The organism is Tardiphaga sp. 285_C5_N1_2 (assembly GCF_052076065.1).
GTDB lineage: Bacteria > Pseudomonadota > Alphaproteobacteria > Rhizobiales > Xanthobacteraceae > Tardiphaga > Tardiphaga robiniae.
In genome coordinates this window covers 3912832-3934916 of the sequence record NZ_CP197241.1, presented here as the reverse complement: position 1 = coordinate 3934916, position 22085 = coordinate 3912832, and the positions used below count along the sequence as shown (strand labels likewise).

Genomic DNA, 22085 nt, shown 5'->3' with positions numbered 1-22085 from the left:
TCAGACACGTTCCACGAAACTGTCGACGACCTTCTTCTCACCGGCCTTCTCGAAGACGATGGTGAGCTTGTTGCCGTCGATCTTGGTCACGTTGCCGTAGCCGAACTTCTGGTGGAAGACGCGATCCTGCAGCGTGAAGTCGGACTCCGTGCCGGTGGACTTCGCGATCAACTCGCCCTCGATAGTCATCGGCCGCTTGTTTCGCGATGAAGAAGAGCCGCCGAAAGGCGACTGGCCTTCGCTGAAGCCGCTGCCGCCCTGTCCGCCGCGCGAGCGGTTGGCCTGCGCGCGCTGCCAGCCCGGTGTCGAATAGCTCGATCCGAACGATTCCACGTTGTCGAAGCGCGATGCGCCGTAGCCTCCGGCGCCGCCCCAGCCCGAACCGCCCTTTGATTCCGTGATCTCGACATTGGCCGCCGGCAATTCATCGAGGAAGCGTGACGGCATCGTCGTGTTCCAGGTGCCGTGAATGCGCCGGTTGGTCGCGAAATAGAGCTTGGCGCGGCGGCGTGCGCGGGTGATGCCGACATGGGCGAGGCGGCGTTCTTCCTCAAGCCCGGCGCGGCCCTGATCGTCGAGCGCGCGCTGATGCGGAAACAGGCCTTCCTCCCAGCCGGGTAAAAATACGTTGTCGAATTCGAGGCCTTTGGCGGAATGCAGCGTCATCACCGACACGGCATCCTCGTCTGCACCGCCCTCGCGGTCCATCACCAGCGAGATGTGTTCGAGGAATCCCTGCAGGTTCTCGAACTCCTCCATCGAGCGCACCAGTTCCTTGAGGTTCTCAAGGCGGCCGGCAGCATCGGCGGAGCGATCCTTCTGCCACATGTCGGTGTAACCACTCTCGTCGAGCACGACTTCGGCGAGTTCGGTATGCGGCATCACTTCGCTTTGCTTGCGCCAGCGCTCGAAGCTCATCATCAGGTCGCGCAGGCTGCCACGCGCCTTCGGCTTCATCTCGTCGGTCTCGACGACCTGACGGGCAGCCTCAGAGAGCGGAATGCGGCGACGACGTGCGTGATCGTGCAGCATCTGCACGGTGGCATCGCCGAGGCCGCGCTTGGGCACATTGACGATGCGCTCGAAGGCGAGGTCGTCGGCGGGCGAATTGATCACGCGCAGATAGGCCAGTGCGTCGCGGATTTCGGCTCGCTCATAGAAGCGCGGGCCGCCAATGACCCGATAGGGCAGGCCGAGCGTGACAAAGCGGTCTTCGAACTCGCGCATCTGGAACGAGGCGCGCACCAGGATCGCGATGTCGTTGAGCTTGTTGCCCTCGCGCTGCAACTGTTCGATCTCTTCGCCGATCGCGCGTGCTTCTTCTTCAGAATCCCAGGAGCCGGTGACGGTGACCTTCTCGCCGTCGACGTCCTCGGTGCGCAGCGTCTTGCCGAGGCGGCCTTCGTTATGCGCGATCAGATGCGAGGCCGCGGCGAGGATATGGCCGGTCGAACGATAGTTGCGCTCCAGCCGGACGACCTTGGCGCCGGGAAAATCATGTTCGAAGCGAAGGATGTTGTCGACCTCGGCGCCGCGCCAGCCATAGATCGACTGATCGTCGTCGCCGACGCAACAGATGTTTTTGAGCGGCACGGCCGGTTTGCTGTCTGCCGATGGCGCGTCCGCTTCCGGCAGCAAGCGCTGACCGGGCGCCTGCGACAGCAGCCGCAGCCACAGATACTGCGCGACGTTGGTGTCCTGATATTCGTCGACGAGAATATATTTGAAGCGCTGCTGATACTGCTTCAGCACGTCCGGATGTTCGCGGAACAGCCTGATGCATTCGAGCAGGAGATCGCCGAAGTCAGCAGCGTTGAGGGTCTTCAACCGATCCTGATAGGCGGCATAGAGCTTGCCGCCCTTGCCATTGCCGAACACGGCGGCTTCGCCTGACGGCACCTGCGATGGCGTTAGTCCGCGGTTCTTCCAACCGTCGATCAGGTTGGCCAGCATTCGCGCCGGCCAGCGCTTGTCGTCGATATTGTCGGCCTGCAGGAGCTGCTTGAGCAGTCGGATCTGGTCGTCGGTGTCGAGCACCGTGAAATTGGATTTCAACTGCACCAGTTCGGCATGGGTGCGCAGGATGCGGCCGCCGATCGAGTGGAAGGTGCCGAGCCACGGCATGCCCTCGACCGCTTGGCCGAGCATGATGCCGAGCCGGTGCTTCATTTCGCGCGCGGCCTTGTTGGTGAAGGTCACCGACAGGATTTCGGCGGGCCGCGCACGGCCCATGCTGAGGATGTGCGCGATCCGCGAGGTTAGAACCTTGGTCTTGCCGGTGCCGGCGCCAGCGAGCACCAGGACGGGGCCGTCGAGGGTTTCGACGGCATCGCGCTGCTCGGGGTTGAGGCCGTTCAGATACTGTGCCGCTGGCGCCGCAGCAGCGCGCGCACGCGCGCCAATGCCGCCCGCCGCCGGCTGGTAGGCAGGGAGATCGTTGGCGGGCATTTTGCGTGCGTCACTCATGCGAATCGTATTCCGCCCACGTTGGCACCGTGGGGCCTTAAAGGGGAGCCTTCTTAGCAGGATAGGAGGGCATATAGGAGCGAGAGGCTTCTGGCGACAGACTTATCCCCGCATGCGGCTCATCTGACGCCCGTTGGCACGCAGGAGCGCTCTCGTTTCAGTGATGTTGGCTGGTACGTGGGTCGGGAACTTTCGTTTTCGCTCAGGCTTGTTTCAGCATCAAGCACGACGGCGAATGCCGCGTCAAAAACCAAAAACTGAGGTTTGTGCCATGTTCAGCTGGGTCGTTACCTTCCTCGTCATTGCTCTCGTTGCCGGCATTCTCGGCTTTGGCGGTGTCGCCGGCGCCTCCATCGAAATCGCCAAGGCGATCTTCTTCATCGCCATCGTCCTGTTCCTGATTTCGGCCGTTGTGGGCCTCGTCCGCGGCCGCACGCGCGTCTGACGGTTATTTCTTCGAGGGCATCCCGATCGATCGGCCGATGCCCTCGGGGCGATCTACGGATCGGTGCGCATTGGCCAGCGCCTGCACGCGGGCGCTGATATCAGGCGGAAACGGCGCAACCTTCCGGGCGGCCATGTCCATGTGGAGCGTCATGTTTTCCGACGTCGCCGACAGCCATCCCTCGGTGGCGTGGCGCAACTCCTTGAAGGTGTGAATGCGCTTGTCGTCCGCGGCGACAACCAGGATCGACACCTGCGCGGGATCGCCTAGATGGATTTCCCTGACATAGCGAACATGGCATTCGGCCGTGAAGGTCGAGTTGTTGCGCGCCCTCATATATTCGGGACCGATCCCGATCTTGAGCCAAAGGTCGTCGATCGCCCGGTCAAACAGCACGTTGTAATAGGCCATGTTGAGATGGCCATTATAGTCGATCCATTGCGGTTCGATCTGCATGACATGCGCCTGGAAAGGGACGGGTTGCAGCAGCAGATCGTCGGTTGGCTCAGTCATCGGTAATTCCTGTCCCGCTCTCACGTCTCTTGACCCGTTATACAACCTTTGCCACGGTCCCGCCGCGTCGGAGGGACTGCTGTGGCTAGCATTGCGAACAATTTGAAACGACCGGAGCCAAAGGCCTTGGCCACAGCGCTTGAAGCGCTGACGGCGCGTTTTGGCAATCGACTGGTGACGTCGCAGGCGGTTCGCGAGCAGCATGGCCATACCACGACATGGCTTGCCAACCAGCCGCCGGATGGCGTCGTGTTCGCGCAGGAAACCGCGGATATCCAGGACGTAGTCCGGATTTGTGCAGCGAACAAAGTTCCGGTGATCGCATTCGGCACCGGCACGTCGCTGGAAGGTCAGGTCAATGCGCCGGCAGGCGGCATTTGCATCGACATGCGCGACATGAACCAGATTCTGGAAGTGCACAGCGAAGACCTCGACTGCGTGATCCAGCCGGGCGTCACGCGCAAGGCGCTCAACGAAAATCTGCGCGATCAAGGCCTGTTCTTCCCGATCGATCCCGGTGCCGATGCGTCGCTTGGCGGCATGGCGTCGACGCGCGCCTCCGGCACTAACGCGGTGCGTTACGGGACGATGCGCGACAACGTGCTCGCGCTCAAGGTCGTGCGCGCCGATGGTGAGATCATCAAGACGGGCACCCGCGCGAAGAAATCTTCTGCCGGCTATGACCTGACGCATCTGTTCGTTGGCGCCGAAGGCACGCTGGGCATCATCAGCGAGCTGACCATCAAGCTGCGTGGCATTCCTGAAACCATGGCTGCCGCATCATGTTCGTTCGCCACGGTGGCAGGTGCCTGTCAGGCGACGATTCTCGCGATTCAGACCGGCATTCCCGTTGCTCGGATCGAGCTGCTGAACGAGGCGCAGGTGCGTGCCTGTAACTCTTATTCCAAGCTGACGTTGCCGGAAACGCCGCTGCTGCTGCTGGAATTTCATGGCAGCGAGGCCGAAGTGGCCGAGCAGTCGCGAAATTTTCACGAGATCGCACTGGAATGTGGCGGTGGCGATTTCTCATGGACGACGAAGCCGGAGGATCGCACCAGGCTCTGGCAGGCCCGTCACGATGCCTATTGGTCGGTGAAGAGCATGCGACCGGGCTCCGATGTCGCGGCCACCGACGTTTGCGTGCCGATTTCCAAACTCGCAGAATGTGTCGCTGCGACGGAAGAGGATCTCGCACGCCTCGGCCTGTTGGCGCCCATCGTTGGCCACGTCGGCGATGGCAACTTTCATTGCTCGATGGTCTGCGATCGCAATGACGCCAATGAGGTCGCCCGCGCGGAGGACTTCATGCACCGCCTCGCTCAACGGGCGCAGGCGATGGGGGGCACCTGCACAGGTGAACATGGCATCGGGCAAGGCAAGCAAAAGTATATGCAGGCCGAACTGGGCAGTGAGGCGCTCGACGCCATGCGGGCGCTCAAGAAGGCGCTCGATCCCGACAATATCTTCAATCCCGGGAAAATCCTGCCGCCGGCGTGACGCCAGATTGCCGCGTCCGGTCAGGCCGAATGCGGACGGGAAAATTCGGCAGCAGCGGCGATGCTTAACTATTCTTAAAAAGTTTAAAGTTGTAGATATAATTATATACCAGCATGGATTGCGCATTTCGGTTACGGAAGGTGCAATCAAAAAGCTTTGACGCAGAATGCGTCCAATAAAAAAGGCATCATCCGATGCGGCTACCGTTTTTCTATGGTTGGGTCATCGTCGCCGTCACGTTCGTTTCCATGGCCATCGGGGTCAATGCGCGGACATCGTTCTCGCTGTTCTTCCCGCCAATTCTCCAGGAATTCGGCTGGGACCGTGGCGTCACGGCCGGTGCCTTTTCATTCGGCTTCCTGATTTCTGCGATCATGAGCCCGCTGATGGGCAGGCTGATGGATCGTGGCGGCCCTCGCGCGGTGATGGAGCTTGGCACCGTGCTGATGGCAGCCGGGTTGTTGCTGGCGCCGCTGACGACGCAGCCGTGGCATCTCTACCTGACCATCGGCGTTCTGGTCGGCGCAGGCAGCGTCTGCCTCGGCTATTCCGGACAATCGCTGTTTCTGCCGAACTGGTTCAGCCGCAAGCGCGGCCTCGCGGTCGGCCTCGCATTCGCCGGCGTCGGCATCGGTTCCGTAACGGTGCTGCCCTGGGTGCAGGTGATGATCGAGCAGACGGGTTGGCGCACCGCCTGCACAGCGGTCGGGCTCGTGGTGCTGGTCGTCCTCGTGCCGATCAATCTGCTGTTGCGCAAACGCCCGCAGGACATGGGGCTCTTGCCGGATGGCGATCAGGCGCCGACCTCGTCGGCGAAGCATGTATCCAACGTAGTTGACCCGGTTTGGGCCAGTATCGACTGGACGCTGGCACGCGCCATACGAACGGCGCGGTTCTGGTGGCTGGCGCTCGGCCTGTTCGGTGGGCTGTATGCCTGGTATGCTGTCCAGGTCCATCAGACCAAGTATCTGCTCGACATCGGCTTTACGCCGGGTGTCGCCGCCTGGGCGCTCGGTATGGTCAGTCTGTTCGGTGTGCCCGGCCAGATATTTCTCGGTCATCTGTCCGATCGCATCGGCCGCGAATGGATCTGGACCGTCAGCGGTGTCGGTTTCGCAATCTGCTTTGCGTCCCTGATTGCACTGGAATCGGTGCCGAGCTTGATGCTGGTTTATGTCATGGTGATCTCGCAGGGCCTGCTGGGCTATGGCGTGACGTCCATCATGGGCGCCGTGGTTTCCGAGATTTTCCAGGGCGAGCATTTCGGCAGCATTTTCGGCACGCTCATGCTGGCCGCGTTGGCCGGCGGCGCCGCCGGTCCCTTGGTGACGGGTGTCCTGCACGACCACTTTGGCACCTATACTCCAGCATTTGCCCTTGGAATCGCAGTCAGCTTCCTCGCGACCTTTGCGGTCTGGATGGCGTCGCCGGGCAAGGTGAGGGCGGTGGCCGGACGTTTGCACCGCGCCCATGGCGCCGCAAAACCGCTGGAGCAGGGTGCTTCGACTTGATCGAAGCCGGGCGATTTGCCGCAAGCGGATGGCGAGGGATGGCTGATCTGGCCATGTATTGCGTGCTGTGACTTCGCCACAGTTGGTTCTATAAATAGATGCGTTCCCGCGTATTTCTGCGTGGCCCTGCAACGTCTGTAAGGCGTATTGCCCAGTGACGTGCTGCAATGCACTTTGCCTGGCAGGCAGGCGGACATTCTGCCGGAGCGCTTGAGGGGAGATTCGGTGCAGACGACACTGCTCGGCCTGGCAATTGCATTTATCCTGGCGCTGGTTGCTGCTCTGGTCGGGCCCTATTTTGTCGACTGGAATCAGTTCCGCCCGCAATTCGAGGCTGAAGCCACGCGCGTGGTCGGTGCGCCCGTTCGCGTCAGCGGCGGGCTGGAGGCGCGGCTGCTGCCGGCGCCGTCGTTGCGGCTGCAGTCAATCACGGTGGGCAGTCCCAACGATCTCGGCAGGATCCGTGCAGACAATCTCGATGTGGAATTCAGCCTGAGTTCGTTGATGCGCGGCGAATGGCGCGCGACAGAACTCACCATCGGCGGCGCTGCGGTCGATCTCGGCCTCAACGCGCAGGGGCGTATCGAACTTCCGGCTTCCACCGGGCCATTCAATCTTGGCGCGCTGGCGATTGATCGGCTGAATATCACCGGTCGCGTCGCGCTCCATGATGCGGCGAGCAAGAGCACGCTCGAACTCTACGACGTCGCCTTCAGCGGCGATGTTCGCTCATTGGCGGCCGGCGCCATGCGCGGTGATGGCAATTTCCTGTTGTCGGGCGCGCGCTATCCGTTCCGTTTGTCCTCCGGGCCGACCGGCGACGGCAACGGCACGCGCGTTCGTTTCACTGTCGACCCCGGCGAGAAGCCCTTGTCCGTCGATCTCGATGGCGTGCTCAACTTCGACAATCGCACGCCACGCTTCGACGGCGCACTAACTCTCGCAAGCCCGGCCGGCCTGAAGGCGAATGGCGCTGGCGATCGACTGTCAACGCCGTGGCGCGTCTTGGCCAAGGTCAAGGCCGATCCGGCCGTTGCGCATATGGAAGCGCTTGAAGCTAGCTATGGTGCGGAAGAGACCGCTTTGAGGTTCGCTGGTCTTGCTGACATGCGCTTTGGCACATCGCCACTGCTGCATGCGGTGCTGTCGGCCAAGCAACTGGATGCCGATCGCCTGCTCTCCAGGGATCAAGCGACCAACGATGCGGTGACGCCATTGCCGGCGTTGCGCAGACTGTTGTCGAGCATGCCGATGGCGCCCTTCGCGACACAGATCGAGATTGGCGTGGAGCAGATCATGCTCGGCGGAAAGCCTGTGCAGAATATCGGCGCTGACCTGCGTAGCGATGCAGCAACATGGACGGTCGATCGTCTCGAGTTTCGCGCGCCAGGCGCGACCCGCGTCACGTTGAGCGGCGGCGCAGCACAGCCAGGTGCATCGAGCGGCTTCAAGGGGGCGATCGCGGTCGAGTCGTCCGATCCGGATACGCTTGCTGCGTGGCTCAAGGGCCGAACAGACATCGGCTTGCGCAATCAGAAGCCGCTACGCATTCGCGGCAATATCACTTCGGCGTCCAATCGCTTGGCCATCGAGGCACTCAAGGCGGAGATCGACGGCGGTACGGTCGAAGGTCGTGCTGCATATTCGTATCCGTCTGCCGCTGGCGGCTCCCGCTTCGATGCCGACCTGAAGGCCGACCGGCTCGATCTCGACGCAGCGGTGGTTTTGATCCGGTCGCTTGGCGAGCCGCAGGCCGAGTGGCCAGATGCAGGGCAGGTGTCACTCGATATCGGCCGTGCTGTGTCAGCCGGGCAGGAGATGCGCCCGTTCGTGGCGCAACTGGCCTACAGCCCAAAGACGATCTCGGTCGATCGCTTCAAAGTCGGTGAAGCCACCGGCCTGATGCTCGACGGCCGCGCGTCGTTCGATCGCATGGAAGCCACGGGCGGACTGACACTCAACGCCACGTCCGCATCGATGAGTCAGATCAGCAACTTGCTCACGCCGCTGGCGCCGTCTGTTGCGGCGAGGCTCAGCGCCATGACCGCGACGCCCGGCGCGGTTCGAGTCAAACTGTCGCTCGATCTGGCAAAGGATCAACAACGCGCCGATCGCACAAATGCGCGCGCCGTATTCGATATCGATGCGGCGCAGGTGAAGGGGACGACGACGTTGACCGCATCTGCTCCCCTAGCGGCGATGCGTGGCGTCGACCTCAATGAGCTGTCGCGCAGCGATGTGACACTCGAGTCTAAATTGGTCGGGCAGGGCGGGCAACTTCTCGCATTGTTGGGCCTGAGTAACGTGATCGCCGCAAGCGACGCCGTTGTGAATTTCGAAGGATCGGCAAAAGGACAATGGCGCGCGCCGCTGCGCGTCACGGCAAAACTGTCCGGCGCGGATGTCGATGCCGATGTTCAGGGTAGTGCAGAACCTTGGGCGGGATCACCGAAAGCATCGCTCGCGGTTGCGATACGTCGCGCCAATCTGGCGCCGCTGGTCGCTCTCAAGCCGTCGGATGCGGCCGCGCAGAATGTCAGCCTGTCATCGCGGCTCACATTGAACGGCGACAAAGTTACGTTGGAGGATATCGACAGCACACTGGCTGGCTCACGCGTGCGCGGCCGTATTGCGCTGACGCTCGGTGCCGAGAAAGCCATCGATGGTCAGATCGGCATGGATGCGATCGAACTTGGACCGGCCTTTGGTCTCGCTGTGGGCACGAGAGGTCGCGACGCCACGGATCCGCTCGGGCATGGTGTGCTGCAGGGATGGCGCGGGCAGTTGGCCTTTCAGGCGCTGCGCGGGACATTGCCTGGCGGTGTTGAATTGCGTCCCATCAGTGGCACTGTGAAGAGTGATGGCCAGGCCCTGACGATCGATACGATCAAAGGGTCTGTCGGTGGCGGCGAGATCACGGCCGATGTCGATCTGAAGCCATCGATCAGCGGATATGCGCTCGGCGCCCGCGTGCAATTCGCCGGAATCGATGGCGCTGATTTGCGCTATCGTTCCCTGGCAATGCCCGTGGGCAAAACATCGCTGCGGATGACGCTGGCCAGTCAGGGGCGCAGTGCCTCGGCTCTGGAAGGCGCATTGTCCGGCAGTGGATTGCTGACGATCGACGGGGCGCGCATCAATGGCCTCGATCCACGTGCGTTCGACATTGCCATTCGCGCCAGCGATTCTGGGCAGGCCACGAATGACGTCAAGTTGCGTCAGATCGTCGATACCGTGATCGCCGCCGGTGCATTGTCCGTAACTTCGGTGCAGGTCCCATTCAGTATCAAGGATAGCCGCCTGCGCGTTGGTGCGACGACGCTCGATGGCGAAGGAGGGCGTGCGATCGTGTCAGGAGGTTACGACATCGTTGCCGACCAGGTGGATATGCGCGCGACATTGACCGGCACGAGCGCGGGGACGTCGAGCGTTCGACCGGAAGTTCAGATCTTCGCGGTGGGAACGCCTGACAAGCTTGATCGCACGCTAGATGTGGCGGCGTTATCATCCTGGCTCGCAGTGCGCGCAATCGATCGCGAGACGCGCCGGCTTGATTCGCTTGAACGCGGTGAGTTGCCACCGGCGGCTGTGCCCGTTGCCGTTCCTCCGCCGTCCGCCTCGCTGCCCGTCGACACGCAGACGCCTGCGAGCGATCCACCGACAGCCTCTGCGCCCTCCGATGTGCTTCTTCCCGGTCGCGATCCGCGCCGTCTTGCACCGAAGGCTGCTACGCCTCGTCCTGCGACACCGCCTGTTGCAAGTCAGCAGGTTGCGCCGCTGCCAGCACCCATTGAAGTTCGTCCGGCACCCGGTGCTGCGCGCGCACCAAGGCCGAGGCCCGCGCCTCCGCTAGTACTGACACCGCCGACCGCGAGTTCAGCGCGGCCGACGTTCTGACGATGACTCAGCAAACACGACCGACGGCGAAGCGATTCGCTGAAGGTCGGCTGTGTTTACGCCGAGAGATTGTGCTCCGGCATCCGCTGTTGCGGAACGGCACGTGTACGGAAGTAATCGAGCACGAACAGCCGAATCGCGGACGACAAATTGCCCTGCTGACGGTTTGTGTCGATCTCACCAACCAGCTCGGAAAGCGTCATGTCGCGAAGATTCGAAATCTCCTTCATGCCGTTCCAGAATGCCTCTTCGAGACTCACGCTGGTCTTGTGACCCGCAACAACGATCGATCTCTTAACTACGGGCGATTTCATGATGCGTCCTCGCCATCGATGTGATGCTGATCCAGCACGTTGTTCGCACGGACTGTGCGCTGCTCCTGCAATGTTCGTTCTGACTTAGTTCGTCCGAAGCGCGCACGGTTTATATCGGCTTGTTTTGCCGATTCCTCTCGTGCAGTGCGCTTCTTGAAGCGATTGAGATTGATCAGGTCACCCATGATCGCTCCTGTCTTTAAAAAATGATGGGGTGGGAAACGTCGTCTTCACCATCCAGTAGTTGTACGAGACGAGGGTGAATTCGGTTTCGGTATCCATCCTAAAATATTCTCCGTAGTTCCAAACAAGCTCCGCAGAAAAATGAAGTCATCTACGAAGCGTAACCAGATCACCTTCTGCTGTATCACAAGGAAAAACGCGTCTGATATGCGACCATTCTAACCATTTAGCAGATATGAATTATAACTATTTCCTTCTGGAGTTATTCTCAACAAGCTGTGAGCAAATATTCTTGCTTACCCAGGATGTATCATTTTGGCCGGCTGAACAAGAAGATCGAACTCTGCTGCACTAACAAAACCGAGCCGCAGCGCTTCCTCCTTCAATGTCGTTCCGTTTGCATGAGCAACCTTAGCTACTTTCGCCGCGTTATCGTAACCGATTTTCGGTGCGAGTGCAGTCACGAGCATCAGTGATCGTTCCATCAACTCATGAATTCGTTTTTCATCGGCGCGAATGCCGTTGATGCAGTGCTCTGTGAAGGATCGCGCAACGTCTGCCATCAATTGGATGGACTGCATCATGCAATGGGCCATCACCGGCTTGTAGACATTGAGCTCGAAGTGACCCTGACTGCCGGCCACCGTAATTGCCGTGTGGTTACCGAATACCTGACAGCATACCATTGTCATTGCTTCACATTGTGTCGGATTTACCTTTCCAGGCATGATCGATGAGCCAGGCTCGTTCTCCGGAAGTATCAATTCGCCAAGTCCGGAACGCGGGCCAGATCCGAGCAATCGGATGTCGTTTGCAATCTTAAATAGACTAGTTGCAATTGAGTTGATCGCACCGTGTGCAAACACATAGGCGTCGTTTGATGCGAGTGCTTCGAATTTGTTCGGTGCAGTGATGAAAGGCAGCTTGGTAATTGTTGCTGCGTGCTTCGCGAACAACTTCGCAAAACGAGGCTTGGAGTTGAGGCCGGTCCCGACTGCAGTTCCACCTTGGGCGAGCGGGTAGAGATCCTTCACGACGCTTCGTAGGCGTTTGATGCCGCTTTCGATCTGTGCGGCATAGCCTGAAAACTCCTGCCCGAGCGTGAGCGGCGTCGCGTCTTGTGTATGCGTACGTCCGATCTTCACGATCTTTGCGAAGGCTTTTTCCTTCTTGCGCAACGCAGCATGTAGTTCGCTTAGTGCGGGGATGAGGTACTCAACAATACCCTGCGTTGCCGCAATGTGCATCGCAGTCGGAAACGAATCGTTGGACGATTGACTCATGTTGACATGGTCATTGGGATGCACTGGCTTCTTCGCGCCGCGTTCACCGCCAAGAAGCTCGTTCGCACGATTGGCAATGACCTCGTTGAGATTCATGTTGGTCTGCGTGCCGGAGCCGGTTTGCCAGACGACCAGTGGGAAGTGATCATCCAGCTTCCCATCGATGACTTCGCGCGCTGCGCTCACAATGGCTTTTGCAAGCTTGGGCTCGAGAAGTTTGAGTTCGCGATTGGTTTCGGCCGCTGCCAGCTTGACGATGCCGAGCGCGCGAATGATCGGCATCGGCATGCGATCGTGACCGATCTTGAAATTCTGTCGCGACCGTTCCGTTTGCGCTCCCCAATAGCGATCCGCTGCGACCTCGATCGGACCGAAGCTGTCGGTTTCGGTGCGGGTGGTGGCGGAGGTCTTCGAGGATTTGGCCATGGGTACGGTCCTTGCGATGCCGCGCTCCCTGCAGAGACTTCTGGCGGGTGCGGCGCATAAGAATGGGGCCGCGCGAACGCGGCCCCGGCACCTTACAACGTCTTGCGATTATTTTTTCCGGAAGCGGTCTAAACGGACGACTTCTGCACCTTCGCCCGATTTTGGCGGTTCTTCCTCTGAAGCAGGCGCGGGCGGAGCCGGAGGGGCGGCGAGAGCAGATGCCGCAGTGGCTGCGGACGACGCACCGGCAGCCGGGGTCTCTACAGCGGTTTCGGTTTCGAACTGCAGGCCGAACTGCACCGAGGGATCGTAGAAACTCTTGATGGCGTTGAACGGCACGACGAGGCGCTCGGGGATGCCGTTAAAGGACAGGCCGACCTCGAAGCGATCTTCGGTGACCACGAGATCCCAGAACTGATGCTGCAGGATCACCGTCATTTCCTCTGGATACTGAGCCAGCAGGCGCGGCGACAGTTTGACGCCGTCGGCCGTTGAAACGAAGGTGATAAAGAAGTGGTGCTCGCCCGGCAGGCCGTGCTCGGCAGCGTCGATCAGCACGCGCCGCAGAACGCCACGAAGGGCGTCGCGCGCCAGCACATCGTATCGAATATGATCGGTTGCCATCGGTCGGTCCCGTCGCTTGTCTTGGTCATGGCCATGTATGGAGTGAGGGCGAGGCCGGAGGCCGACTCGCGTCACATACTGTTCTATCTATTCTATCCCGGTCTTGACCCGAGGTCAGCAGCCGGAAAAGCTGGCGCCCTCTATATATGACGCAAATTGGACGCGATACAGCCGGGCGGTCATTTCAACCGCCGATTGGCGTGGAAACAGGCAAAAATCGATTGGCCCGATGGGCGGATGGCCCTAGTTCTGGACCATGCGTCCAAGTTCACCACAGGCTGACGCCCCCATTGCGGAACTCGCGTCGGCATCGCCGCCGGGACTGCTGACGCTATTCCTCGCCTTTGCAAAGATGTCCCTGGCCGGTTTCGGTGGCGTTCTGGTTTGGGCGCGCCGGGCGATCGTCGAGCAGCACGGCTGGATGACGCCCGAGGAATTCAATGAGACTTTCGCACTTTGCCATTTCTTGCCGGGGCCGAATATCGTCAATCTGTCGGTGGTGTTCGGGGCGCGGTTTCGCGGTGTGCCTGGCGCTATTGCAGCCTTTGCGGGATTGCTGGGTCCGCCCGTGGTCATCGTGACCATTCTGGCGATCCTGTATGCACGCTTTGGGGATATCGAAGCGCTGCGGCGCACACTTGCCGGCGTCTCATGCGCTGCCGTTGGACTGCTGTTCGCGGTGATTTTCCGAATGATGCTGCCTCTTCTGAAGAAGCGTGAGCCCGTCAGCCTGGCGCTCCTGATCGCCGTTTTCGTCGCCGTTGGCGTGATGCGATGGCCATTGCCGACCGTTCTTCTGGTGTCGATTCCCGTCAGTATCGGCCTGACCATGTTGATGCGACGGCGGGCGGCAGCATGAACGATGCCACTCCCGGATCGCTTGTCACGCTGGCCTGGTCGTTCGGGCTGATGTCGCTTTTTGCCGTGGGCGGCGCCAATTCGGCCATTCCCGAAATTCATCGGCTCGCGGTCGATGTCAACCACTGGATGTCCGACAAGCAGTTCGCGGATGTGTTTGCGATCTCGCAGCTGTCGCCGGGGCCGAACGTTCTCATTGTGACGCTGATCGGCTATCAGGTCGCCGGCATCCTCGGTGCGATGGTTGCAACACTCGCCATGTGCGGGCCGACGGCCGTGTTTGCTTATTTTGTCAGCCAATTGCTTGCGCGGTCGGGCCACGCGCAATGGCCGGGAATCGTACAGGCCGCGCTGGTCCCCTTATCGATAGGTCTCATGAGCGCGAGCGGGCTGGTTCTGCTGTTCGCTTCTGACACCACCTGGACGGCGTTTCTGGTAACGGGGAGCGCCGCCGTTTTGGCGTTTGCCACGCGGCTTAACCCGCTATGGTTGTTAGTTGCCGGGGGCCTTCTTGGTTTCGCTGGCGTTCTCTGACGAAAATCGCTAGCAAGCTTGACCACGGAGCCGTTGGGCGGTCTCCGAACGATGTTGTTTGGGCTAAATGCTCGTGACAGGGGAACGTACCAATGAGTGATGCGCCGAGCCATGCGCCGGAGAAATCCATCTTACCGAGCTGGGTCAAAGGCCCTCAAGACTTTATCGGCGGCCTTGCTTTGGTGGCGATTGCTGCATTTGCTCTGTGGGCATCCAGCGATCTGCAGGGCATGCATGGCTTTTCGTTCGGAGCAGGTACCGCGCCGCGGATGTTCGGCATTCTGCTGCTGGGTCTTGGTGCAGCCGTAACCGTTGTCGGCATTTTCACAGAGGGCCCCGGGCTCTCCAAGTTCCACTGGCGCGGTCCGTTTTTTGTGGCGCTGGCCATTCTGGTTTTCGCGGTCGGCATTCGTCCGATGGGCATGATCTTCGCGGCGATGTCGAGTTTTCTGATTGCTGCGCTCGGCACGCCCGAGACGCGCTGGAAAGAAACGATCATCGTTGGCGCCTGCCTCACGGGCTTCTGCGCCTTGCTGTTCCCGTATGCGCTTGGTCTGCCGTTGCAGATGTGGCCGACATTTCTGATCCGCTAAGAACGAGGGCGTCATGGGTGATCTTTTTTCGAATCTCGGTCTTGGCTTCAGCACCGTCTTCCAGTTCGTGCAGTGGACGCCGGCGTTCCTCGGCGGAATGTCGATCCCGCTTCCGATCAATATTCTGCTCTGTCTGATCGGTGCGCTGGTCGGTACGCTGGTCGGCGTTCTGCCGGGCATCGGTACCATTGCCACCGTGGCGATGTTGCTGCCGATCACGTTCGGTCTGCCGCCGGTCGGCGCGTTGATCATGCTCGCCGGCATCTATTACGGTGCGCAATATGGCGGTTCGACCACGTCGATTCTGGTCAATATTCCGGGTGAAGCGGGTTCTGTCGTAACTGCGCTAGACGGCTTCCAGATGGCGAAGCAGGGCCGTGCCGGTCCGGCGCTCGCGATTGCAGCAATCGGCTCGTTCTTTGCGGGGTGCGTTGCGACGGTCCTTATCGCTGTGCTCGGCGCGCCGCTGACCAAGCTCGCGCTTGCGTTCGGTCCGGCAGAATACTTCTCGCTGATGGTGCTCGGCCTGATCTTCGCCGTGGTGCTTGCCAAGGGCTCAGTGCTGAAGGCGATCGCGATGATCGTATTCGGTCTGCTGCTGTCCATGGTTGGCTCGGACATCGAGACCGGTGCGTCGCGCATGTCGTTCAACATCCCTGAACTCGCTGACGGCCTAGGCTTCGCTACGGTCGCCATGGGTCTGTTCGGCTTTGCGGAAATCATCCGCAACCTGGATGCGGGCGGCGAGGAAGATCGCCAGCTCGTGCAGCAGAAGGTCACGGGCCTGATGCCGACCAAGAAGGATTTGAAGGACTCTGCGCCGGCAATTCTGCGCGGCACGGTGCTCGGCTCCATTCTCGGCATTCTGCCGGGCGGCGGCGCGGTCATCGCATCCTTCGCGGCCTATACGCTTGAGAAGAAGCTGTCGAAGGATCCGAAGCGTTTCGGTCGCGGAGCGATCGAAGGCGTTGCGGCGCCGGAAAGCGCCAACAACGCTGCAGCGCAAACCTCGTTCATCCCGCTGCTCACCCTCGGCATTCCGCCGAACGCGGTGATGGCGCTGATGGTCGGCGCGATGACCATCCATGGCATCGTGCCGGGCCCGCAGGTGATGCAGAAGCAGCCGGAACTCGTCTGGGGCATGATCGCCTCGATGTGGATCGGAAACCTGATGCTGCTCGTCATCAACCTGCCGATGGTCGGCATCTGGGTTCGGCTGCTTCGTGTGCCGTATCGCCTGATGTTCCCGTCGATCGTGGTGTTCTGCAGCATCGGCATCTATTCGGTGAACAACGCACCGATGGACGTGGTGCTCGCAGGCGTGTTCGGTTTGCTCGGCTACTGGTTGATCAAGCATGACTTTGAACCGGCGCCGCTGCTGCTCGGCATGGTGCTTGGTCCGCTGATGGAAGAGAACCTGCGTCGTGCACTGCTGATCTCGCGCGGCGATGCGACGGTGTTTTTCACCCGTCCGTTGTCGGCCACCCTGATGGCAATCTCGGCGTTCCTGCTGATCCTCGCTGTGCTTCCCGCACTGCGAAAGAAACGCGACGAAGTCTTCGTCGAATCCGAGAGCTGACGAATCTCTCCACACATCTGCGTCGTTACGCCACGGCCCGAAGTCGAATAGACTTCGGGCCTTTGCTTGTATTCAGTCCCGCGACTGTCGTTATTTTCGCGGCAAAAACATTTTCGGAGGAAACCAAATGAAGCTGTTCAATCGCAGAGTTGCGATCAGTGGCCTGGCGGCCGTCGCCGGCTTCGGCGCACTGGCAACCACTGTTCAGGCGCAGGAATACCCGACGCGCAACATCACCATGATCGTGCCGTTCGCGGCCGGCGGCCCCACCGATGTGATCGCGCGCATCGTCGCTGCGGACATGTCGAAGACGCTGGGCCAGCAGATCATCATCGAGAACGTCGTCGGCGCTGGCGGCACGACCGGCGCGACGCGTGCAGCGCGTGCGGCCAATGACGGCTACACGATCATCACCGGCCACATGGGCACCCATGCTGCGGCGGTGCCGCTGTATCCGAAGCTCGCTTATCACCCCGAGAAGGATTTCGAGCCTGTCGCGCTGCTCGCCGGCACGCCGATCCTGATCCTGGCGAAGAAGGATTTCGCGCCAAAGGATCTCAAGGAATTCGTCACCTATGTGAAGGCCAACAGCGACAAGTTGAACATGGCTCATGCCGGCGTCGGTTCTGTGTCGTATTCGTCCTGCGAGTTGCTGAGCTCGGTTCTGGATATCAAGCCGACCGGTGTGCCGTTCAATGGCACTGGTCCGGCGATGAACGCGCTGGTCGGTGGTCAGGTCGATTATATGTGCGATCAGATCGTCAACGCGGTTCCGCAGATCAAGGGTGGCACCATCAAGGCCTATGCCATCGCGACGCCCGATCGTAACCCATCGCTGCCGGACGTCCCGACCACCATCGAAGCCGGTCTGCCGAAGTATCAGGCCTCGGCCTGGAACGCGATCTTCGCACCCAAGGGCACGCCTGCCGCGATCACTGCCAAGCTGAACGCCGCGGCCGCCAAGGCGCTGGACGACGAGAACGTCAAGAAGCGTCTGCTCGATCTCGGCTCGGACATTCCGAAGCCGGAAGCCCGCACCCAGGCTGCGCTTGGTTCGCTGGTGAAGAGCGAAGTCGAAAAGTGGTCGGCGGTATTGAAGCCGGCGATGTGATCGGAACCGGGTAACCGGTTGATTCCAATGGCTGGATCCCAACGGATCCAGCCATTGCCGTTTGCGGGGCGGGGATACACTTTTTCGGGTATAATCCGGGAATCGGCGTGTCCGACCACCGGACGAGGCGATAAGTTCGCCCGCTCACAAGCCCGCAAGATCGACCATGAACCAGTATCACGACCTGCTAGAGCGAATCCTGAGCGACGGTGCCGAGAAGCACGACCGCACCGGCACCGGCACTCTGTCGGTGTTCGGCCATCAGATGCGCTTCAAGCTCAGTGATGGTTTCCCCGTCCTGACCACCAAGAAGCTGTCGCTCAAGGCGATCATCCACGAGCTGCTGTGGTTTTTGGCAGGCGATACCAATATCAAATATCTCAAAGACCACGGCGTCTCGATCTGGGATGAATGGGCGGACGCCAATGGCGATCTCGGTCCGGTCTATGGATCGCAGTGGCGCTCGTGGCCTACGGCGGACGGACGCACGATCGATCAGATCGCCAATGTCATCGACATGATCAAGCGCAATCCGGACTCGCGCCGGCTGATCGTGACGGCGTGGAATCCCGCCGAGATCGACAAGATGGCGCTGCCGCCATGTCATTGTCTTTTCCAATTCTATGTCGTGAACGGCAAGCTGTCGTGCCAGCTCTATCAGCGCTCGGCCGACGTCTTCCTAGGCGTGCCGTTCAATATCGCCTCCTATGCACTGCTGACGATGATGATCGCGCAGGTCACGGGTCTCAAGCCCGGCGACTTCGTCCACACCCTTGGCGACACGCATCTCTATTCCAACCATCTGGAGCAAGCGCGGCTGCAGTTGACGCGGCCGACGCGTACGCTGCCGGTGATGAAGATCAATCCGGACGTGAAGGACATCTTCGCGTTCCGCTATGAGGACTTCACCCTCGAAGGCTACGATCCCCATCCGCACATCAAGGCGGAGGTCGCGGTTTGACCGCGACGACGGCTGCCCCTCAGATCGTCTTCGTCTATGCCGTCGCCGAGAACGGCGTGATCGGGCAGGGCAATGCCATTCCATGGCGGCTGAAGTCGGACATGCAGCGCTTCAAGGCGCTGACCATTGGCAAGCCGATCGTGATGGGGCGCAAGACGTTCGAGTCGTTTCCGAAGCGACCGCTGCCGGGCCGCACCAATATCGTCATCACGCGCAATGCCGACTATCAGGCCGCGGGGGCTGTAGTCACCACGTCGCTTGCCGATGCGCGCGCGGTGGCGACTGGCGATGCGCTGCGGCGTTTGGTCACTGAGATTGCCGTGATCGGCGGCGCCGAGATCTATGCCCAATGGATGGGGATCGCCGACCGTCTCGAAGTGACCGAAGTTCACGCGCAGCCGACCGGCGATACCTTTATGCCGCCGGTCGATCTCACTGTGTGGGAAGAAGCTGCGCGCGTCAGGAACGCCGCGGCGGGCGAGGACAGCGTCGATTTCTCCTATGTGACATATTGCCGGAGAGCGCCCCGTTAACCGCGTTTTCCGCCCGTTAACATTGACTTTCGCGGCCTCGGGCATAGCTCCAGCGATCAAGAACCCCGCGTTGTAAGAGCTGGGGTCGTCCCCTATAAAGCCATGCAGACGTGGCGAGACCGGTATGTCCGGCCGCGCAGAGGAGAGTGTTGAATGCCGTGGAAGAATCAAGGCGGAGGCCCATGGGGCTCTGGTCCGAAGGGACCTTGGGGTTCTGGTCCGCAATCGTCCGGACCGAGGCCGCCTGATCTTGAGGATCTGCTGCGCAAGGGGCAGGACCGTCTGCAGTCGATGCTGCCCGGCGGCTTCGTCAGCGGCATGGGCATCGCGCTCGTGCTCGCCGTGGCGCTCGTGATCTGGGGTCTGTCCGGTTTCTTCCGCGTGCAGTCCGAAGAGCTCGGTGTCGTGCTGCGCTTCGGCAAGCATGTCCGCACCGTGCAGCCCGGCCTGAACTATCATCTGCCTTATCCGATCGAGACCGTGCTGTTGCCGAAGGCGCTGCGCGTATCGACGCTGTCGGTCGGCATGTCGATCCTGGAAGACACCGGTCGCCGTGGCCGCACCATCCGCGATGTGCCGGAAGAGAGCCTGATGCTGACCGGCGACGAGAACATCGTCGATGTCGACTTCACCGTGTTGTGGCGTATCAAGCCCGACGGTGTCGGCAACTTCCTGTTCAACATCCAGAACCCCGAAGGCACCGTGAAAGCGGTCGCCGAAAGCGTGATGCGTGAAGTGGTTGGCCGCGCCAACATTCAGCCGATCCTCACCGGCGCACGCACCACCACCGAAACCCAGGTGCAGGAACTGATGCAGAAGACGCTCGACGGCTATAGCGCCGGCGTCCTGATCCAGCAGGTCCAGCTGCAGAAGGTCGATCCGCCTGCCCAGGTGATCGATGCATTCCGTGACGTGCAGGCGGCACAGGCCGACGCGCAGCGTCTGCAGAACGAAGCCCAGACCTATACCAACCGCGTTGTGCCAGATGCGCGCGGTCGCGCCGCGCAGATCCTGCAGGTCGCCGAAGGCTATCGCGAACAGGCGATCGCCGAAGCCAAGGGCCAGAGCGCGCGCTTCCTGAAGGTCTATGACGAGTACAAGAAGGCGCCTGACGTAACCCGTCAGCGTATCTATCTCGAAACCATGGAGCGGATCTTCGGCGGTGCCGAGAAGCTGGTCTATGACGGCGGCCAGGGCGCCGGTGCTTCGCAAGGCGTCGTGCCTTACCTTCCCTTGAATGAACTGACGCCGCGGCGTCAGCCTCCGGCGCCATCTGGTCAGCCTCAGCAGAGCGGGAGCACCCGATGAAAACCGGCATCTCAGGTATCGTTGCACTGATTGTAGTGCTGGTGCTGGTCATCGTGGGCTTCGGCTCGATCTATACGGTGCGCCAGACTGAACAGGCCCTTGTGGTCCGACTCGGCGAGCCCGTCCGCGTGGTCACCGAGCCCGGTCTGAACTTCAAGATCCCGTTCATCGACAGCGTGATCTCGATCGACAAGCGTATCCTCGATCTGGAAAACCCGGCTCAGGAAATCATTGCCAACGACCAGCGTCGTCTGGTGGTCGATGCCTTCGCTCGCTACAAGATCAAGAATGCCCTGCGCTTCTACCAGAGCATCGGCTCGATCCAGGCGGCCAACATCCAGCTCACCACGCTGCTCAACGCGGCCATGCGCCGTGTGCTCGGCGAGGTCACCTTCATCCAGATCGTGCGCGACGAGCGTGAGAACCTGATGAACAAGATCCGCGAGCAGCTCGACAAGGAAGCCGACGGTTACGGCATCTCCGTCGTCGACGTTCGTATCCGCCGCGCCGATCTGCCGGAGGCGAACAGCCAGGCGGTGTATCAGCGGATGCAGACCGAGCGTCAGCGGGAAGCTGCTGAATTCCGCGCCGGCGGTGGCCAGAAGGCGCAGGAGATTCGCTCCAAGGCCGATCGTGAAGCAACGGTCATCATCGCCGATGCGAATTCGACGGCTGAACAAACCCGCGGTGCCGGCGACGGCGAGCGCAACCGTCTGTTCGCTGAATCCTACGGCCAGGATCCGGAGTTCTTCGCGTTCTACCGCTCGATGACGGCTTACGAGAACGGATTGAAGAGCAACGACACCCGCTTCCTGCTGCGGCCGGATTCGGAGTTCTTCCGCTTCTTCGCCAATCCGTCGGGCAAGCCCCCCGCGGCAAAGCCGCAGTAACGGCGTCACTGGTTAAGCTTACGCGGATACCTGTTTTGCGTTCGCTGCCACTCTGATCTAAAGGATGAGGCGCGCCATCGTGGCGCGCCTCATTTGTTTTCAGAAAAGCGCCAAGAAAACTGCCAAGAAACTGCGGCCAGGGTGCGAACGTTCGGGAGTTGAAGTCGGATGAGGTCCATAGCGTTTGCCGACTTCCTCATCGGCATCGGAATCCTGTTCGTATTCGAAGGCATCCTGTTCCTGGCATTTCCCGGATGGATGCGCCGCGCGATGAAGAGCGCGCTGCAAAGCCCTGACAACATCCTGCGCATTGCCGGTCTGGTCTCGGCCGTCGGCGGCCTGATCCTGATCTGGGCGATCCGGCGCTAGCGGCGGCTCATAATCTCTCCGGGCGTCCGAAAAAGCTCTTCCGGATCAACGCGATCGTGCACGTTTACGTCCGCATTCCGCCGCAATCCACGTCCCAGATGGGCCAGTCGGATGGCCCGCGCGAAGGCTTGCGCGATGTCGCCGTTCGGGCGCACTCTCAACCAAATTTGCCGACTCTCTTTTGGAGACG

At 60.8% G+C, this 22085-nt stretch carries 20 protein-coding genes; 14 read left to right on the top strand and 6 right to left on the bottom strand.

The genetic code is table 11. From position 1 onward, the window contains the following. Positions 1-2466 (bottom strand): UvrD-helicase domain-containing protein, encoded by a 2466-nt coding sequence (locus tag AB7951_RS18655; RefSeq protein ID WP_120289060.1) that lies wholly within the window; start codon positions 2464-2466, stop codon positions 1-3. A gap of 271 nt (positions 2467-2737) precedes the next feature. Between AB7951_RS18655 and AB7951_RS18650 the strand changes: the two genes are divergently transcribed. Further along, positions 2738-2911: a DUF1328 domain-containing protein gene (locus AB7951_RS18650; RefSeq protein WP_120289061.1), complete on the top strand. Its 174-nt coding sequence runs from the start codon at positions 2738-2740 to the stop codon at positions 2909-2911. A 3-nt stretch (positions 2912-2914) separates the two neighbouring features. Here AB7951_RS18650 and AB7951_RS18645 read toward each other — a convergent pair whose 3' ends face one another. Then, positions 2915-3424, bottom strand: a complete 510-nt coding sequence (locus AB7951_RS18645) for a thioesterase family protein (protein WP_120289062.1) — start codon at positions 3422-3424, stop codon at positions 2915-2917. 81 nt (positions 3425-3505) lie between these two features. Here AB7951_RS18645 and AB7951_RS18640 point away from each other — a divergent pair, with 81 nt between their 5' ends. The 3 genes from AB7951_RS18640 (at position 3506) to AB7951_RS18630 (ending at position 10329) form a co-directional block, all read left to right on the top strand. Beyond that, positions 3506-4921 carry an FAD-linked oxidase C-terminal domain-containing protein gene (locus tag AB7951_RS18640; protein WP_120289063.1) on the top strand — a complete coding sequence of 472 codons (1416 nt, stop codon included), beginning with the start codon at positions 3506-3508 and terminating at the stop codon, positions 4919-4921. 194 nt (positions 4922-5115) lie between these two features. Continuing rightward, complete coding sequence (locus AB7951_RS18635; RefSeq protein WP_120289064.1) at positions 5116-6432, top strand: MFS transporter; 1317 nt, start codon at positions 5116-5118, stop codon at positions 6430-6432. A 225-nt stretch (positions 6433-6657) separates the two neighbouring features. Next, positions 6658-10329, top strand: a complete 3672-nt coding sequence (locus AB7951_RS18630; protein WP_120289065.1) for an AsmA family protein — start codon at positions 6658-6660, stop codon at positions 10327-10329. A 56-nt stretch (positions 10330-10385) separates the two neighbouring features. Here AB7951_RS18630 and AB7951_RS18625 read toward each other — a convergent pair whose 3' ends face one another. From AB7951_RS18625 to AB7951_RS18610, 4 genes are all read right to left on the bottom strand, one after another. Beyond that, the gene (locus AB7951_RS18625) at positions 10386-10643 is read right to left on the bottom strand and encodes a ribbon-helix-helix domain-containing protein (protein ID WP_068734045.1); all 258 of its coding nucleotides are present in this window, start codon (positions 10641-10643) and stop codon (positions 10386-10388) included. Next, positions 10640-10828, bottom strand: a complete 189-nt coding sequence (locus AB7951_RS18620; RefSeq protein WP_068734044.1) for a DUF4169 family protein — start codon at positions 10826-10828, stop codon at positions 10640-10642. The genes AB7951_RS18625 and AB7951_RS18620 overlap by 4 nt, the downstream gene beginning before the upstream one ends. 294 nt (positions 10829-11122) lie before the next feature. After that, entirely contained in the window at positions 11123-12535 is a 1413-nt protein-coding gene (gene fumC, locus AB7951_RS18615) for a class II fumarate hydratase (RefSeq protein ID WP_120289066.1), read from the bottom strand. Positions 12536-12643: 108 nt separating this feature from the next. After that, positions 12644-13159, bottom strand: a complete 516-nt coding sequence (locus tag AB7951_RS18610; RefSeq protein WP_089268256.1) for an SspB family protein — start codon at positions 13157-13159, stop codon at positions 12644-12646. Between the two features lie 256 nt (positions 13160-13415). Between AB7951_RS18610 and AB7951_RS18605 the strand changes: the two genes are divergently transcribed. From AB7951_RS18605 to AB7951_RS18560, 10 genes are all read left to right on the top strand, one after another. Next, complete coding sequence (locus AB7951_RS18605) at positions 13416-14018, top strand: chromate transporter (protein ID WP_089268257.1); 603 nt, start codon at positions 13416-13418, stop codon at positions 14016-14018. Beyond that, positions 14015-14551 carry a chromate transporter gene (locus AB7951_RS18600; protein WP_120289067.1) on the top strand — a complete coding sequence of 179 codons (537 nt, stop codon included), beginning with the start codon at positions 14015-14017 and terminating at the stop codon, positions 14549-14551. The genes AB7951_RS18605 and AB7951_RS18600 overlap by 4 nt, the downstream gene beginning before the upstream one ends. 92 nt (positions 14552-14643) lie before the next feature. Beyond that, a complete protein-coding gene (locus AB7951_RS18595; RefSeq protein WP_089268259.1) occupies positions 14644-15144 on the top strand; it encodes a tripartite tricarboxylate transporter TctB family protein in 501 nt (166 codons plus the stop codon). Between the two features lie 13 nt (positions 15145-15157). Next, positions 15158-16723, top strand: a complete 1566-nt coding sequence (locus tag AB7951_RS18590) for a tripartite tricarboxylate transporter permease (RefSeq protein WP_170849787.1) — start codon at positions 15158-15160, stop codon at positions 16721-16723. A gap of 127 nt (positions 16724-16850) precedes the next feature. Next, a complete protein-coding gene (locus AB7951_RS18585) occupies positions 16851-17834 on the top strand; it encodes a tripartite tricarboxylate transporter substrate-binding protein (protein ID WP_089268260.1) in 984 nt (327 codons plus the stop codon). Positions 17835-18000: 166 nt separating this feature from the next. After that, complete coding sequence (locus AB7951_RS18580) at positions 18001-18795, top strand: thymidylate synthase (RefSeq protein WP_120289068.1); 795 nt, start codon at positions 18001-18003, stop codon at positions 18793-18795. Further along, complete coding sequence (locus AB7951_RS18575; protein ID WP_120289069.1) at positions 18792-19328, top strand: dihydrofolate reductase; 537 nt, start codon at positions 18792-18794, stop codon at positions 19326-19328. Before AB7951_RS18580 ends, AB7951_RS18575 begins: the two co-directional genes overlap by 4 nt. Before the next feature lie 153 nt (positions 19329-19481). Further along, positions 19482-20636, top strand: coding sequence for an FtsH protease activity modulator HflK (gene hflK, locus AB7951_RS18570; protein ID WP_089268263.1), 1155 nt, complete (start codon positions 19482-19484; stop codon positions 20634-20636). Further along, positions 20633-21526: a protease modulator HflC gene (gene hflC, locus AB7951_RS18565; RefSeq protein ID WP_089268264.1), complete on the top strand. Its 894-nt coding sequence runs from the start codon at positions 20633-20635 to the stop codon at positions 21524-21526. Before hflK ends, hflC begins: the two co-directional genes overlap by 4 nt. 168 nt (positions 21527-21694) lie before the next feature. Next, positions 21695-21895: a DUF2065 domain-containing protein gene (locus AB7951_RS18560; protein WP_068734021.1), complete on the top strand. Its 201-nt coding sequence runs from the start codon at positions 21695-21697 to the stop codon at positions 21893-21895. Positions 21896-22085 lie beyond the last annotated feature (190 nt).

Excerpts from the sequence above, each read along its gene's own strand:
- AB7951_RS18590 (WP_170849787.1), top strand. The coding sequence starts at position 15,158 with ATGGGTGATCTTTTTTCGAATCTCGGTCTTGGCTTCAGCACCGTCTTC.
- AB7951_RS18585 (WP_089268260.1), top strand. The coding sequence starts at position 16,851 with ATGAAGCTGTTCAATCGCAGAGTTGCGATCAGTGGCCTGGCGGCCGTC.
- hflK (WP_089268263.1), top strand. The coding sequence starts at position 19,482 with ATGCCGTGGAAGAATCAAGGCGGAGGCCCATGGGGCTCTGGTCCGAAG.
- AB7951_RS18580 (WP_120289068.1), top strand. The coding sequence starts at position 18,001 with ATGAACCAGTATCACGACCTGCTAGAGCGAATCCTGAGCGACGGTGCC.
- AB7951_RS18560 (WP_068734021.1), top strand. The coding sequence starts at position 21,695 with ATGAGGTCCATAGCGTTTGCCGACTTCCTCATCGGCATCGGAATCCTG.
- AB7951_RS18635 (WP_120289064.1), top strand. The coding sequence starts at position 5,116 with ATGCGGCTACCGTTTTTCTATGGTTGGGTCATCGTCGCCGTCACGTTC.
- AB7951_RS18620 (WP_068734044.1), bottom strand. The coding sequence starts at position 10,828 with ATGGGTGACCTGATCAATCTCAATCGCTTCAAGAAGCGCACTGCACGA.
- AB7951_RS18650 (WP_120289061.1), top strand. The coding sequence starts at position 2,738 with ATGTTCAGCTGGGTCGTTACCTTCCTCGTCATTGCTCTCGTTGCCGGC.
- AB7951_RS18610 (WP_089268256.1), bottom strand. The coding sequence starts at position 13,159 with ATGGCAACCGATCATATTCGATACGATGTGCTGGCGCGCGACGCCCTT.
- hflC (WP_089268264.1), top strand. The coding sequence starts at position 20,633 with ATGAAAACCGGCATCTCAGGTATCGTTGCACTGATTGTAGTGCTGGTG.
- AB7951_RS18605 (WP_089268257.1), top strand. The coding sequence starts at position 13,416 with ATGCGTCCAAGTTCACCACAGGCTGACGCCCCCATTGCGGAACTCGCG.
- AB7951_RS18625 (WP_068734045.1), bottom strand. The coding sequence starts at position 10,643 with ATGAAATCGCCCGTAGTTAAGAGATCGATCGTTGTTGCGGGTCACAAG.
- AB7951_RS18645 (WP_120289062.1), bottom strand. The coding sequence starts at position 3,424 with ATGACTGAGCCAACCGACGATCTGCTGCTGCAACCCGTCCCTTTCCAG.
- fumC (WP_120289066.1), bottom strand. The coding sequence starts at position 12,535 with ATGGCCAAATCCTCGAAGACCTCCGCCACCACCCGCACCGAAACCGAC.
- AB7951_RS18655 (WP_120289060.1), bottom strand. The coding sequence starts at position 2,466 with ATGAGTGACGCACGCAAAATGCCCGCCAACGATCTCCCTGCCTACCAG.
- AB7951_RS18600 (WP_120289067.1), top strand. The coding sequence starts at position 14,015 with ATGAACGATGCCACTCCCGGATCGCTTGTCACGCTGGCCTGGTCGTTC.
- AB7951_RS18595 (WP_089268259.1), top strand. The coding sequence starts at position 14,644 with ATGAGTGATGCGCCGAGCCATGCGCCGGAGAAATCCATCTTACCGAGC.